The organism is Bradyrhizobium lablabi (genome assembly GCF_018131005.1).
Taxonomy (GTDB): Bacteria; Pseudomonadota; Alphaproteobacteria; order Rhizobiales; family Xanthobacteraceae; genus Bradyrhizobium; species Bradyrhizobium lablabi_D.
The window spans coordinates 171,550-185,221 of the sequence record NZ_JAFCJK010000001.1 but is presented as its reverse complement, the minus strand read 5'-3'; the positions used below and the strand labels follow the sequence as shown (position 1 = coordinate 185,221).

12 protein-coding genes are annotated in these 13,672 nt (G+C 62.6%); 6 read left to right on the top strand and 6 right to left on the bottom strand.

Annotation, left to right across the window (positions count from 1 at the left end):
* Nucleotides 1-14: 14 nt before the first annotated feature.
* Nucleotides 15-1,736 (bottom strand): methionine--tRNA ligase, encoded by a 1,722-nt coding sequence (metG, locus tag JQ553_RS00880; protein ID WP_409363029.1) that lies wholly within the window; start codon nt 1,734-1,736, stop codon nt 15-17.
* A 238-nt stretch (nt 1,737-1,974) separates the two neighbouring features.
* On the opposite strand from metG, the gene JQ553_RS00875 reads away from it, so the two are divergent.
* The 3 genes from JQ553_RS00875 to JQ553_RS00865 all read left to right on the top strand — a co-directional run bounded on the left by JQ553_RS00875 (nt 1,975) and on the right by JQ553_RS00865 (nt 3,912).
* Nucleotides 1,975-2,166, top strand: coding sequence for a DUF1192 domain-containing protein (locus JQ553_RS00875; RefSeq protein ID WP_212497998.1), 192 nt, complete (start codon nt 1,975-1,977; stop codon nt 2,164-2,166).
* 381 nt (nt 2,167-2,547) lie between these two features.
* Entirely contained in the window at nt 2,548-3,060 is a 513-nt protein-coding gene (locus JQ553_RS00870; protein ID WP_212497997.1) for a DUF1465 family protein, read from the top strand.
* A gap of 225 nt (nt 3,061-3,285) precedes the next feature.
* Nucleotides 3,286-3,912, top strand: coding sequence for an FMN-binding negative transcriptional regulator (locus JQ553_RS00865; RefSeq protein WP_212497996.1), 627 nt, complete (start codon nt 3,286-3,288; stop codon nt 3,910-3,912).
* A 93-nt stretch (nt 3,913-4,005) separates the two neighbouring features.
* On the opposite strand, the gene JQ553_RS00860 is transcribed toward JQ553_RS00865, so the two are convergent.
* Both JQ553_RS00860 and JQ553_RS00855 read right to left on the bottom strand, forming a co-directional pair.
* On the bottom strand, nt 4,006-4,800 hold the full coding sequence (locus JQ553_RS00860; protein WP_212497995.1) for an adenylate/guanylate cyclase domain-containing protein: 795 nt from the start codon (nt 4,798-4,800) through the stop codon (nt 4,006-4,008).
* 152 nt (nt 4,801-4,952) lie between these two features.
* The gene (locus JQ553_RS00855) at nt 4,953-5,471 is read right to left on the bottom strand and encodes a septal ring lytic transglycosylase RlpA family protein (RefSeq protein WP_212497994.1); all 519 of its coding nucleotides are present in this window, start codon (nt 5,469-5,471) and stop codon (nt 4,953-4,955) included.
* 598 nt (nt 5,472-6,069) lie between these two features.
* On the opposite strand from JQ553_RS00855, the gene JQ553_RS00850 reads away from it, so the two are divergent.
* The gene (locus JQ553_RS00850; RefSeq protein WP_312015076.1) at nt 6,070-7,617 is read left to right on the top strand and encodes a glycosyl hydrolase family 17 protein; all 1,548 of its coding nucleotides are present in this window, start codon (nt 6,070-6,072) and stop codon (nt 7,615-7,617) included.
* Nucleotides 7,618-7,677: 60 nt separating this feature from the next.
* On the opposite strand, the gene JQ553_RS00845 is transcribed toward JQ553_RS00850, so the two are convergent.
* Nucleotides 7,678-8,466, bottom strand: a complete 789-nt coding sequence (locus JQ553_RS00845; RefSeq protein WP_212497993.1) for a substrate-binding domain-containing protein — start codon at nt 8,464-8,466, stop codon at nt 7,678-7,680.
* 427 nt (nt 8,467-8,893) lie between these two features.
* Between JQ553_RS00845 and JQ553_RS00840 the strand changes: the two genes are divergently transcribed.
* Nucleotides 8,894-10,249, top strand: a complete 1,356-nt coding sequence (locus tag JQ553_RS00840) for an NAD(P)/FAD-dependent oxidoreductase (RefSeq protein ID WP_212497992.1) — start codon at nt 8,894-8,896, stop codon at nt 10,247-10,249.
* A 132-nt stretch (nt 10,250-10,381) separates the two neighbouring features.
* Here JQ553_RS00840 and JQ553_RS00835 read toward each other — a convergent pair whose 3' ends face one another.
* On the bottom strand, nt 10,382-10,696 hold the full coding sequence (locus JQ553_RS00835; protein ID WP_212497991.1) for a hypothetical protein: 315 nt from the start codon (nt 10,694-10,696) through the stop codon (nt 10,382-10,384).
* Nucleotides 10,697-11,333: 637 nt separating this feature from the next.
* Complete coding sequence (rpmE, locus tag JQ553_RS00830; RefSeq protein WP_212497990.1) at nt 11,334-11,561, bottom strand: 50S ribosomal protein L31; 228 nt, start codon at nt 11,559-11,561, stop codon at nt 11,334-11,336.
* 181 nt (nt 11,562-11,742) lie between these two features.
* Between rpmE and JQ553_RS00825 the strand changes: the two genes are divergently transcribed.
* Nucleotides 11,743-13,599 (top strand): ABC transporter ATP-binding protein/permease, encoded by a 1,857-nt coding sequence (locus JQ553_RS00825; RefSeq protein WP_212497989.1) that lies wholly within the window; start codon nt 11,743-11,745, stop codon nt 13,597-13,599.
* Nucleotides 13,600-13,672: the final 73 nt, after the last annotated feature.

Here is a 13,672-nt window from a genome sequence, read left to right as displayed (position 1 = left end):
GGAGTGGAACGCCATTAAACGCCGAACCGCGCCGCCAGATGGCTTGCTCTCTCAGGCGTGATTTTCTCGACCAGCGGAGTGAGCCGCGCCACCTCAGTGCCCGCGCCGCCGTCGAGCAGGGCGGCGAGTGGGCCATCGGGCCAGTGTGGGATCGCATCGCAGCGGTCGAAGGCGCGCAGCACGCGCTCGGACAAATGAGGGATGATGCTCCATGCCACGACGGCGCAGATGCAGACGAGATTGAGCCCCGTGCGCGTCACCACCGCTGCTCGATCGGGATCGGACCTGACCGAGGCCCAGGGCGCTGCGTGCTGCAGATAGGCGTTCGCGGTGTCCCAGATCGCGCGCGTCGCAGCGGCCGCGGCGCGAAACTCGAGCGCCTCATGATGGCGGCGGAGCGCTGCGATGCGTCGCCCGAGATCGTTCGCTAGCGCGGATTCTGCGTCATCAGGCACGCCACCCGCGGGGATGCGACCGTCGAAGGCGCGGTGTGCGAAGCTGATGATGCGATTGGCGAGGTTGCCGAAGATGTCGGCGAGGTCTTTGTTCACGTCGGCGACGAATTTGGCGATGCTGAAGTCGGTGTCGGCGCTCTCGGGCGCGTTGGCGATCAGCCACCAGCGCCAGAGATCGGCGGGCAATTCCTCCAGCGCCTGATCGGTGAAGATGCCGCGATGCCGGCTGGTAGAGAACTTGCCGCCCTCATAGGTGAGCCAGTGAAATCCCTTGATGACGTCGACGGTTTTCCATGGCTCGCCGGAACCGATCAGCGTCGCGGGGAAACTGACGGTATGGAAAGGGATGTTGTCCTTGCCGAGAAACTGGATGTAGCTGACGTCATCGGCCTGCCACCACCATCGGCGCCAGTCGCGGACCGCATCGACCGCCGCCCATTGCTGCGCGGCCGCGATGTAGCCGATCGGCGCATCGAACCAGACGTAGAACACCTTGGCGTCGAACCCCTCGCGCGGGACAGGGACACCCCAGGCCAGATCGCGCGTGATGCAGCGATCCCGCAGGTCGGCGGTGAGCCAGCTTTTTGCGGTCGACACCACGAAGGGCGGCCAGCCGCTGCGGTTCTCGATCCAGGTGCTCAATTTGTCGACGAGACGTGACTGGCGCAGGAACAGGTGGCGGCTGGTGCGGATTTCAAGTGCGCGATCACCTGACAGCGCGGAGCGCGGCGCGATTAGCTCGGGTGGATCGAGCAGCGTTCCACAATGGTCGCACTGGTCACCGCGCGCCGATTCATCTCCGCAATACGGGCAGGTGCCGAGCACGTAGCGATCCGGCAGGAAGCGCTGATCGACCGGTGACCAGATCTGCCGCAACTCGCGTTCCTCGATGAGGCCGGCCTCGTCGAGCCGGCGATAGAAATGCTGCGTCAGCGTCCGGTTCTGCGGCGAGCTGGTTCGCCCGAAATGATCGAAGGACAGGCCAAGGCGGCGGTAGATGTCGGCCTGGATGGCATGCTGCGCGTCGCAGAAGGTTTGGACGTCCTGATTGGCCTTGAGGGCGCCGAGTTCGGCCGGCGTGCCGTGCTCGTCGGTGGCACAGATGAACAGCACGTCGTCGCCGATCTGCCGCCGGAAACGGGCGTGGACGTCGGCAGGCAGCAGGGAGCCGATCAGATTGCCGAGATGCTTGACGCCGTTCACGTAGGGAAGGGCGCTGGTGATGAGGATTTTGGCCATGGTAGCGGTCTTTCGCGTTTGCTGATGCCGACCCGGACAAATCGGAAAATCAAAAGGCCCTCCCGCATGATCGGAAGGGCCAGGGTCAGCTCATGCCTCGCGCACGGACGCGCGCTATCCCCTCCGGTCAGACTCCTTGCGGTCGGACCGGGGCATTCGCGTCAGCTGTTGCGCGCACACGAAAGTCACTGCAAAATTCTCCTTGTGCCGACAGATATCACCTCGGGGTTGAAAACGCCAGATCGGTCCGCCGAGGAGGCACGATTGCCGGGAGGGATACATGCCGATTGAGGACGAAGACCGGCCGCGCAAGAAGATCACGCACGAGATCGGTCAGGATCTCTCACTGTTGTCGGTCGAGGAATTGACCGAGCGCATCGCGCTGTTGAACGCCGAGGTCGAGCGTCTGAAAGAAGCGATGACCAGGAAGCGCGCGTCGAAGGATGCCGCGAACGCGTTCTTCAAGCCATAGCTCTGCAAAACATCTCCTGAGCCAGGTTAGCTGCCGCTTGCCGCGCGGGACGGCTGCGCGCGTGTCCCAGACTAGGTCAATGGCCGACATGGCAAACAAAGGCTAAAGAAATTTGCTCGTTTACGATCAGTTAAGCTTTCTCGATTATAACTGTATTGTCCTTGTTTGGACACCGAGTGGCTCCTGTCCACTCTGTTTGACGCCTCCCTGTTATCAACTTCAAAGCCGCCGGAAACGGCGGCTCTTTTTTGCATCCCGACTGCTGGAAACCATATTCGGGTTTGCGGCTGGACTCTTCGCCGCGCCCGCGCAATGATTTGTTCATCATAAGCCGGCGCCGAAGAAGCCGGCCGGGGTAATAGTGGTGTGAGGGCGTTAACCATGGCGGATCGTTCGCTCGGCGAATCCGGACTCGTGCTGTTCAGCGAACGGCTGACCAATTCCGCGGCTTTCGGGGTCTTGTTCCGGGAGGGCATGGATCTGGTCGAGGAGACGGCCGCCTATCTCGACGGCGACGGCCGCACGCAGGCCAAGGCGCTCGAACGGTCCGTCAGCCTGACCTACGCTACCGAGAGCATGCGCCTGACCACGCGGCTGATGCAACTGGCGTCCTGGCTGTTGCTGCATCGCGCGGTGAAGGAAGGCGAGATGACGCTGACCCAGGCCAACCGCGAAAAGACCAAGGTCAAGCTGTCGGCCGCCGATCCCGGCCCGGTCGAGATGATCGCGAAGCTGCCGGAACAATTGCAGGACCTGATCGCGCGCTCGATGGACCTGCAGTCGCGTGTCCGCCGGCTCGACGTGACGATCCATGCGCCGGCACCGGATCGTTCCGCGATCGGCAACCCGCTGGTGCCGCAGCTCAACCGCCTCAAGGCTGCGTTCGAGAGGTAGACCCGCGTTTCCGCGAGTCTAAAGCGCGATGAGATCAGGATGAATCATCATCGCGCTTTAGCTTGTTGTTTGCGCATGATCTCCGCGCAAACGCTGCGCGTTTGTCGCGAGGGAAACCGCTGCACACTTTTCCGGATCATGCTCTAAGCCCCGCCCGAGCCCCATCGCGCGGCTGACCTTCAGCCGCCTTGGCGTTATGCTGCGCCAACAACGAAAGGGCCGGGCATGTATCTTCCGCCGCATTTCAAGATGGACGAGCTTGGCGCGATTCACGCCGCGATGCGCGCGTCGCGGCTTGCGACGCTGGTCACCGCCACTGCGGACGGGCTGATCGGAACGCCGCTGCCGCTCATCCTCAACGAGGAGGAGGGCCGATACGGCACGCTCTATGGCCACGTCGCGCGGCCAAATCCGCAGTGGAAGACGCCGGCGGTCGGGGAGGCGATGGCGATCTTCAGCGGACCCGACGCCTATGTCACGCCCTCATGGTATGTAACCAAGGCCGAGCACGGCAAGGTCGTGCCGACCTGGAATTATGTCGCCGTGCACGCCTATGGCGTGGCCGAATTCTTCGAGGATGCCGATCGCCTGCGCGACGTGGTGACGCGCCTGACCGAACGCCACGAAAGCGTTCGCGTCGAGGCCTGGCAGGTCAGCGATGCGCCGGATGATTTCATAACTGCGCAACTGCGCGGCATCGTCGGCTTCCGCCTGCCGATCACGCGGATCGACGCCAAGAAAAAGATGAGCCAGAACCGCAACGCGGAGGATCGGGCCGGCGTCATCGCAGGTCTTGACGCCAGCGACAATCCTGTCGATCGAGCAGTTGCGGCGATGATCCCGCCGACGTAAGCGTGTGCCGACGATGGAATTGTCCCGCGATCCGCCATGCGAACTCGCGACATCGAGCCAATTGCAAAACAGTGGCCACTTTCGCGGGACACCTTAATGTTCGACCCGGTACAGGCGCCATCGCTCCGGCACGCCTTTGAGTTGGTGAACGCCGCGATCCTTGAAGCGGATACCAGACTGCGACATCAGATCCTTGACTGCGCTCGAGACCAGAACTTCGCCGGCACGCGCTTTCGCGGCGACGCGCGCGCCGATGTGAAACGCGAGACCAAACACCTCAGCGCCGCTCACCTTGTATTCGCCCGCGTGCAGCCCCACCCTGATCTCCAGCCCCAGCGTGCGCACTGCCTCGCGGATTGCGGTCGCGCAACGGATCCCGGCAGCCGGCGTGCCGAACGTCGCCAGCAGTCCGTCTCCCGTCGTCACAACTTCCTTTCCGCGCAAAGTCTTCAGCTCTCTACGGACGGCGGCGAAATAGTGATTCATCACCTGCGCCCAACGCGAATCGCCGAGCCGCGCTGCTTTTTCGGTGGACCGGACGATGTCGACAAACAGGATCGTGGCGAGCACTTGTTCGAGCTCGGCGGAACGATCAGACGGTCGGCGCCGGATCGCAATATTTCCAGTCAGCGGTTCATAGCGATGGTTGCGTCGCCGCGCGATCGCGGCCTTTGTATAGTCTTTGGCACGCTGCACCGTGCCGCAACGGATTATTTTCGCCCTCGGTGGGACCGTCCAGCAAATCTTTCGCCCATCTCCGATGCCTTGGACCTCGACGGCACCCCACTTCAGGAAAACCGTCGAGCGAACCCGGTGAACGCACCATGCCTTCGACGTATATCCGGATACGTTCGACTGATGGACTCCGATGCGAAGAAACTTGGGCATATGAGCGCGCCCGATCGCAAGACCGTTTGGGCCTACCAAAGCTAAAGCGTAGTCGTACACTCCTGCGTTGGCAACAGCACTCTCAATCGCAAACTTGCCTGGAGCGTGATCCGGAAAAATGCGCGGCGGTTTCCGCCAGACGTGGCATCGCCTCAGAGATCAGCTGTGAGGAAGCCATCGAGGACCGGTCCGGGGATCCAGTAGTCTCCTGAAAGCGGCCTGACGCTTACGCTATGGATTACTCCGAGCTGCAGGCTTGGATCGAAATAGCGCATCGTCCGCTCATTCAGGTCAATGATGCGGCCAGGCGTCAGTGGCCCCACGTCATTTATCTTGACGATGACCTTCTTGCCTACGGCCTCAACGAGGGCATACTTCGGCCTCGCGCCGTATTGGACCCCACCGAATTTCTGGCGCAAGCTTGTCTTGATGGCTGCCGCCCAGACAGAGGGATCATAGCGCTCACCGGATGCTGTGTCCGGGCCGCCTTCCTGCTTTCCGGGCCGGAACGGATTGTACGTGGATGCTGCGCCAACAATCGCTTCGCCGGAAGCAGCGTTGACGACGGCGATTGAATGAACCGCACCGATTTCACTTCGAGCAACTGTAACTGAAACGGTAAGCGCAACTGCGGCGCCGCAAATAGCGGCGCTGGAGCGGAACAGCATCATAACTCCTCGATTGATTTTTGATCATTCGGTTCCCGATGCCGCAAAACATGGTCAAGCGAACGCGGAGGCGTTAACGAACTCGTGCCAATCTTTTGCGGATTCGCGCCAACCTGGCGATGGAACCGTTGTGGGAACCAGGGTGGTCCTCACACAGTGTTTTTAGTGCTCACCGAGTAAGACAGAGATTGCGTCAGCACCATGACCGATCAGAGCTTCTTTGACAGCGCGTCAGTAGGAGCAAACGTTCTGGCCGTTGTCCGCTGCGGGTCCGACAGGTGACGTTCGTTAGCAAGCATGGCGAGCGTCAAGGAGAGGCCACATTGCCGCCGGTCCCGTGAGTTCATCTCGTAAGGCGGCGATGATTATTTCTACCCGCCCTGCGGTAACCTCAAGATCATCGTCGGAGGTCACTCGCCTCTTGCGGCACGGACGATCTGGCGGCAGCTTTCACAGATCAGGTGCGGGCCGGCGATGCTGACCTATTGTTGTCGGGTCAGGGCAGCACGCCGGTCGATCGACGACCCTTGCATTGGAGGACGGAATCATTTCGCTTCGCGCGCCTCTGGCGCTTCTCGCCATATCGCTGGGTGCGATCGCCGTGGTGTGGTGGTGGCTGGCCATACCGATCAACTTGGCGCGCGCACCGATCGATCCGAATGCCAAACTGCAATGCATATCATACGCGCCCTTCCGCGATCACCAGACGTCGCTGTCGCCGGCGACGCAAGTGTCGCGCGAACAGATCGCGGAAGATCTCGCCCAGCTTGGCAAAATAACCGACTGCATCCGTACCTATGCGACTGATCTTGGTCTCGATCAGATTCCCGAACTTGCGGCCAGGGTGGGGCTGAAAGTCATTCAGGGAATTTGGCTCGGTAGGGATCGGCAGAAGAACTCGACGCAGATATCGACGGGCATACGCCTCGCCCGGCAATATCCGGAAACCATCACCGCGCTCGTGGTCGGCAACGAGGTTCTGTTACACCGTGAAATGACGGCTTCCGACCTTTCCGCCCTAATCCGCTCGGTCAAAGCGCAGGTGCCCGTCCCCGTCACCTATTCCGACGTCTGGGAGTACTGGCTGCGCTATCGTGAACTTTATGACGCCGTCGATTTCGTAACCATTCATATCCTGCCGTATTGGGAAAATGTCCCGGTCCCGGCGAAATTTGCCGCTGCTCACGTTGACGCCATCCGCAGGCAGATGGCGTCGGCATTTCCGGGTAAGGAAATCCTGATCGGAGAAACAGGTTGGCCGAGCGAGGGGCGGATGCGCGGGCCAGCGCTACCCTCGCGCACCAATCAGGCCCGGGTGATCTCGGAGGTCCTCGAGCTTGCCCAGCGCGAGAATTTCCGCGTCAACCTGTTCGAGGCCTATGATGAATTGTGGAAGCAAGAGCTCGAGGGCACGGTCGGCGGATCTTGGGGCCTATTCGATTCCGTGCAGCGCACGGTGAAATATCCGCCCGGCATCCCCGTCAGCAATTTTCCGCTCTGGAAGCTGCAAATGAGCAGCGGAATGGCGCTGGCGATATTGGTGTTCGGCGCTGCATGGCTGACCTTGCGCCGCAAACCTCGGCGGCCCCGGCTCGTCGCATGGTGCGCGGTCGGAATATCGGCAACTACAGCCGGAATCCTGTTTGGGGTGGCCGCCCAAAAGATGTTCTATGAAAGTTACGGAGTGGGTAGCTGGCTTCAATGGGGCGCACTTCTGGTGGCGGCAACTGCTTCGCCGGTATTCGGCGCCAACGCCCTGATGTCGGGGCGCGCGCCGCCCGTATTTCTGGAATTGCTGGGTCCGACGGACGACCGGACTCGATCGGTGCCGGCGATCATGCACGGATTGATCTTGATCGTAACCACCTTGATCGGCACGCAAACCGCGCTTGGTTTTGTGTTTGACCCGCGCGAAAAGGACTTTCCCTTTGCGGCCCTCACTATGGCGGCGGTTCCTTTCGCCGCCATGGCATTGCTCAACCGCCCCGAGAAAGGAAGCCGCCCAATGGCGGAATCGATATTTTCCGGTGTGTTTTTCGTAGCAGCACTCTATACGGCGGTCAGCGAAGGGCCGGGCAACTGGCAGTCGCTGTGGACGTGTGCTGCCTATATGCTGCTTGCGCTTACGCTATGGCGGGCGCGCGCTTGAGAAACTCCGGCCGGCCGGCTCCCGCTTTGGCTCCAAGATGTTGGCGCGGCGGTGCGACCTTCAACGCGCCGGCAATGGTTTCAATCCGGCTTTCGTGATGACGGCTGCGGCCTCTGCAGAGGAGAGGAATTGCAGCAGGGCGACCGCGGCGTCGGGATGTTGTGAACTCTTGGGCAGCGCGCCGACAAAAAGGGTCGGCGGTTGTACGTCGGACGGCACCGTGCCGACGAAATCGACGCCCGGGACGTGGATCAGTTCGGGTACCTGCTGGAACCCGACTTCCGCCTCCCCGCGGGCGACGACTGCGGCCACGAGCTCGCCCGAAGGCGGACCGCGCACCCTGCGCGTCTTGCCGGAGATCTCGTCGGCGACGCCGAGCTTCCTGAATCCGATCGTCGACAGATAGGTGCCGCTCGAACTGTCCGAGCAGGCGATGGATCTGGCTGCCAGCAGCGTCTTGCGCAGCGCCTCCATCGTGCTGATGTCGGGCTTGGGCTGACCCGCTCGAACGACCATGCCGATGAACGATTCCGCGAGCGGCGTCCGGCTGCCGGGACGAACCAGATCGCGCTGGTCCAGCAGATCGACGCCGACTCCGTCCATGATCACGACGTCGGCCTCCTCGCCACGGGTGAGACGCGCCGGAATCGCTTCAGGTGAATCGCCGATCGAAGGCCCGCGTGTGGTGACGAGCTTGTGCCCTGTCGATGTCTCGAACGCGGGACCGAGCTCCTTATACACACTGAAGAACCCGGCCGAGATCATCACCTTGATATCGGCTGCTGTCGCGCCGGGCGCCAACGCAATGGCTACCAGAAAAGCAAACAGGCAAGCGAGATGTCGCAGCATCGCACGGCTCCCCAGCAGCAGGTTGCAGTGTCCTACGAAAATCAGCCCGGGTCCAGTTTGTGGAGCAGCCGACATCGGGCCGCATGATTTAACGATTGCTCCCGATAACCCGTAGGCATTCCATGCCGGCAGCATCGATGTCCGGTCTGGTCTTAGAAAGCGCCGTTGGGTAGGAAAGTCGGCCAGTCACTTCCGGTTCACCCCGATAAGCGGACCATTTCATGTTCGGCCTGCACTTCGCACGAGGGCCATTAAGCGACATTGCTTTTCTTGGAAGGGCGAAGAGGCGAACGATAGGACTTGATCTTTTGAAGGAGGCTGCGATCGGTGAACGCTCGCGGATACGTGTCTTCCAAGGCTCAGTGAGGGCATGGTACCTCCTCGCTCAGGGGCATCATCCGTACTGTGCCAACGAGAGCGATGTGCGATGTCTCAGGCCGCCGCGGAGGCTCGTCGCCGCGTCGTGATTGTCGGGGCCGGATTTGGTGGCCTAAGCGCCGCCAAACGGCTGGCTAAGACGCCGCTCGACGTCACCGTCGTGGATCAACACAATTATCACCTGTTCCAGCCACTGCTGTATCAGGTGGCGACTGCCAGCCTGTCTGCAGCCGACATCGCTTCTCCCATCCGCGGCATCCTTCGGAACGCCGACAACGTCAAGGTCATTCTGGCCACGGTCTCCGGCGTCGATGTTGCACGCCGTGAAGTCCTTGCCGAGGGGCGCCGCATTACGTTCGATGACCTGATCATCGCCACCGGAGCCGAACATGCCTATTTCGGAAACGAATGGGCGGAGTTTTTACCAGGACTCAAGACTGTCGATGACGCCACTTATATCCGCCGCCGGATTCTGCTCGCCTTCGAACACGCCGAGACCGAGCCGGACGCGGACGAGCGGCGACGTTTGTTGAATTTCGTCGTGGTCGGCGGCGGTCCGACCGGCGTCGAAATGGCGGGCTCCATCGCAGACCTCGCCAATCGCGCGCTAGCGTCGAACTTTCGTGTCATCGACCCGCGCACCGCCCGCGTCATCCTGGTCGAGGCCGCGCCGAGGCTGCTGACGCTCTTCGACCCGCCACTGTCTGAGGCGGCACGCCGCTCACTCGAGCAGCTCGGAGTCGAGGTGCGTCTCAGAGCGGGCGTCACAGGATGCGATGGCGGCGGCGTGTCGATCGGCGCGGAACGCATCGAGGCTCGCACCGTTATTTGGGCTGCTGGCGTCAAGGCAACGCCCGCCGCTGAATGGCTCGGCGCAGAACACGATCGCGCCGGCCGCGTCAAGGTCGAGCCAGACCTTTCGGTCCCCCGTCATCCGAACGTCTTCGTCATCGGCGACGCCGCCCTCATGCTCGGCGCGAACGGCAAGCCGATGCCTGGCGACGCGGGAGTCGCCAAGCAACAGGGCAAATATGTCGCGAAGCTACTGATCGCCCGCGACAAGTCGAAGACCTTCCCGCCATTTCGTTACCGCCACCTCGGTTCGATCGCGGCTGTCGGGCGCAAGAGCGCAATCGTACAAATACACTGGCTGAAGCTCAGCGGCTTGCCAGGCTGGCTCGTCTGGAGCGTCGCACATATCTACTACCTGATCGGCTTCCGCAATCGCGCCATCGTGGCGATGAACTGGGTGTGGAACTACCTGACGCTCCAGCGCGGGACGCGACTGATCACGGGGGTCACCGGCTCCCGCGACATGACGGGGTGCGTCCCATTGCCGGCCGCCGTCAAGGTCGACGGCGCGGTGTTGCCTTGCGCCGCCGACCCCGACGCTCGTGCACAATGACGGTCACGCACCGCACCCCGTGCATGGCGCTTGTCCGCTATGGGAAGGGCGAAGTAAACGAAACCGCAGCTTGTGGCCCAGTAACGGACATTGGGCTGTCTGAGCTACGAGGACTTTCCGGAGCGTTTTTAGTCAGATCGTTGCGGGAATTGCGTTGAGTGCGCGACGAACCGCAATGAACATCAGCAAGGCTCCGACCAAATAGATGCCGATGAAGGCCGCTTGACACAATAGCCACGCGTTCTTTCCTGCACTGACCGGCGAGTAGAAAAAGCTCGGCCAGATGGCGTCGAAGACGAAGTAGCCCGGATATCCAGCGAGGAACACGCCAACCAGCCCAATCACGCAAAGCCCCAGTGCGGCCGAGCTACCGACGTTGGGAGCTGCGGCTGAGGAGGCCGCAGAGCGGCCGTCTCGAAGCGCGACGGCCTGACTGAGGCCGTTCATCCTTCGAGGCTCGCCGACGAGGCGAGCACCTCAGGATGACGGGCTTAATAGCCACTTCCTGGCGCGATCATTGATTTGCCCGACGAGGCAAGACCTCGCGCGAAAAACATTCCGCTTCGCGTTTCACCCAAATCAGCCGTTTAATCTGCCCGTCTCACCCGATTGAGGGGCGCTACGCGATCGTCACGAGTGTTGCGGTGAGATGCGGTGGACGCGGAGTGTGCAACTGACGAGCGCATGCGATGCGGACGGCGAAATCGTGTGGTCCTGACGCCCCAGTGGCTGGTGTTAAGTTCGTGAGAGGCCAGCGCCTCTTGCTGATGACGGTGGCAACAAAGCCCGGTCTCGCCGAGGAGATCACGTATAAGCCGTAAACCATCGCGCAGGGAAAGCCGGGTTGTTTCCGGTTACACCTGTGGTCCTACCCCCGTGCTTTTTGTTGCACGGGGCCCATGGGTGCGATCGGCACCCGGCTTTCCCTGCACCCTCTGATCGATGAGAGGGTGAAACTGACGCAAACCTCGGACAAATCATGTCGCGAGAACGGGCGCCCATGTCTCGCAGGGTACCAAACAAAAACGCCCCCGCTGGGCAGGGGCGTTTGCGTCCGATCGGAGCGTGCGACCTCTAACGGAACCTAGTCCTTCTTGAGGAAGCCCGAGAACTTTTTCTGGAACCGCGACACACGACCGCCACGATCCATGATCTGCTGAGTGCCGCCGGTCCAGGCCGGGTGCGACTTGGCGTCGATGTCGAGGTTCAGCGTGTCGCCTTCCTTGCCCCAGGTCGAGCGGGTCGTGTACTCGGTGCCGTCGGTCATGACGACCTTAATCATATGATAATTCGGATGAATATCGGCTTTCATGGCAGTTCCTTCGGCGCGCCGGCGCCCGTCTCAAGATCGCTGGGATACGGGATTTGGGCCGCTCTATAGCGCAAGGGCCCCCCTAAAACAAGCCAGGTCTGTCCCGGATTTGGGCTTCGCGGGATTTGCCAGCCGGGGGTCCGCGGGCCTATCTGAGGACGGTAGAACCGGTCTAAAATTCATGAGCGTAGCCGAACAGCTTGAGACCCCTCGCAGCGCCCCGCCTCCGCCGCGCGACGCGCTGCTCGAGGAAGAGGCTTTCATCGAAAGCCAATTGACGGAGCCCGCCAAGAGCCGCGCCCGCTTGCGGCCGCTGCTTGCGCTCGCGCCCTACGTGGCGCGCTACAAGGGCCGGGCGATCCTCGCGTTCATCTCGCTGACGGTCGCGGCGATCACCACCCTCGTCGTGCCGGTCGCGGTCAGGCGGATGATCGATTTCGGCTTCTCGCCGGAGGGCATCGCGATGATCAACAGCTATTTCAGCGTGATGATCGTTGTCGTTGCGGTGCTGGCCGGTGCCAGCGCCTCCCGCTTCTATCTCGTGATGACCATCGGCGAGCGGATCGTCGCCGATCTCAGGCGCGAGGTGTTCGCGCATCTGACCGCGCTGTCGCCGTCGTTCTTCGATTCCGCGCGCTCGGGCGAACTGGTCTCCCGGCTGACCGCCGACACCACGCAGATCAAGTCCGCGGTCGGCGCCTCGGTCTCGATCGCGCTGCGCAACATGATGCTGTTCATCGGCGCCGTCGCCATGATGGTGATCACGAGCCCCAGGCTGTCCGGCTTCGTGCTGCTGGCGATCCCGGTGATCGTGATCCCGCTGGTCGCGTTCGGCCGCTGGGTGCGGCGGCTTTCGCGCAACGCCCAGGATACGCTGGCCGACGCCAGCGCCTATGCTTCCGAGCTCGTCTCCGCGATCCGTACCGTGCAGGCCTATACCGGCGAGCGGCTCGCCAACACGCGCTTCGGCGGCGAGGTCGAGCAGGCCTATGAGGCGGCGCGAAGCTCGACCCGGGCGCGCGCGGTGCTGACGCTGATCATCATCTTCATCGTGTTCTCGAGCGTCGTCGTGATCCTCTGGGTCGGCTCGCATGACGTGCTGACCGGTTCGATCAGCCCCGGCCGCCTCGGGCAGTTCATCCTCTATACGGCGTTTGCCGCGACTGGCCTTGGCCAGCTCAGCGAGGTCTGGGGCGAGGTGTCGGCCGCGTCGGGCGCGGCCGAACGGCTGTTCGAGATCCTGCGCGTCAGGCCGGAGATTGCGGCGCCGGCCGAGCCGCGCGCGCTGCCGCAGCCTCCGCGTGGCGATGTCGGCTTCGACAATGTCAGCTTCGCCTATCCGGCGCGGCCCAACGTGCTCGCCGTGGACGGCGTCTCGCTGTCGGTGCGTTCGGGCGAGAAGGTCGCGATCGTCGGCCCGTCCGGCGCTGGCAAGAGCACGCTGTTTCATCTTCTGCTGCGCTTCTACGATCCCAAATCGGGCTCTGTCTCGTTCGACGGCGTGCCGATCAGGGAGGCCGACCCCGCCGCCGTGCGCGCGCGCATCGCGCTGGTGCCGCAGGACTCCGTCGTGTTCGCGGCGAGCGCGCGGGAAAACATTCGCTTCGGCAGGCCCGACGCCGACGATGCCGAGGTCGAGCGCGCCGCAGACCTCGCCCATGCGACCGAATTCCTGCGCCGGCTGCCCGGCGGTTTCGAAGCGCAGCTTGGCGAGCGCGGCGTGACACTGTCCGGCGGACAGCGCCAGCGCATCGCAATCGCGCGCGCCATCCTGCGCGATGCACCGCTATTGCTGCTCGACGAGGCGACCTCGGCGCTCGATGCCGAGAGCGAAACCCTGGTGCAGACCGCGCTGGAAGCGCTGATGCGCCGCCGCACCACGCTCGTCATCGCGCATCGTCTGGCGACCGTTCTGTCCTGCGACCGCATCCTGGTGATGGAGCAGGGCAAGATCGTCGAGCAGGGCACCCATGCCGAGCTGGTCGCCGCGGGCGGCCTCTATGCACGGCTCGCGCGACTGCAGTTCGAAGGGATTTGAGAGCCTCGCTGGAGACAGATTCTCGGTCGGTCGCCTATGTCGCTCCTATGAGATCGTCCGGGCCTTCCCCTCG

Coding starts and splice junctions, on each gene's coding strand:
- JQ553_RS00875 (WP_212497998.1), top strand. CDS start 1,975: ATGCCGATTGAGGACGAAGACCGGCCGCGCAAGAAGATCACGCACGAG.
- JQ553_RS00870 (WP_212497997.1), top strand. CDS start 2,548: ATGGCGGATCGTTCGCTCGGCGAATCCGGACTCGTGCTGTTCAGCGAA.
- JQ553_RS00865 (WP_212497996.1), top strand. CDS start 3,286: ATGTATCTTCCGCCGCATTTCAAGATGGACGAGCTTGGCGCGATTCAC.
- JQ553_RS00860 (WP_212497995.1), bottom strand. CDS start 4,800: ATGCCCAAGTTTCTTCGCATCGGAGTCCATCAGTCGAACGTATCCGGA.
- JQ553_RS00855 (WP_212497994.1), bottom strand. CDS start 5,471: ATGATGCTGTTCCGCTCCAGCGCCGCTATTTGCGGCGCCGCAGTTGCG.
- JQ553_RS00845 (WP_212497993.1), bottom strand. CDS start 8,466: ATGCTGCGACATCTCGCTTGCCTGTTTGCTTTTCTGGTAGCCATTGCG.
- JQ553_RS00840 (WP_212497992.1), top strand. CDS start 8,894: ATGTCTCAGGCCGCCGCGGAGGCTCGTCGCCGCGTCGTGATTGTCGGG.
- JQ553_RS00835 (WP_212497991.1), bottom strand. CDS start 10,696: ATGAACGGCCTCAGTCAGGCCGTCGCGCTTCGAGACGGCCGCTCTGCG.
- rpmE (WP_212497990.1), bottom strand. CDS start 11,561: ATGAAAGCCGATATTCATCCGAATTATCATATGATTAAGGTCGTCATG.
- JQ553_RS00825 (WP_212497989.1), top strand. CDS start 11,743: ATGAGCGTAGCCGAACAGCTTGAGACCCCTCGCAGCGCCCCGCCTCCG.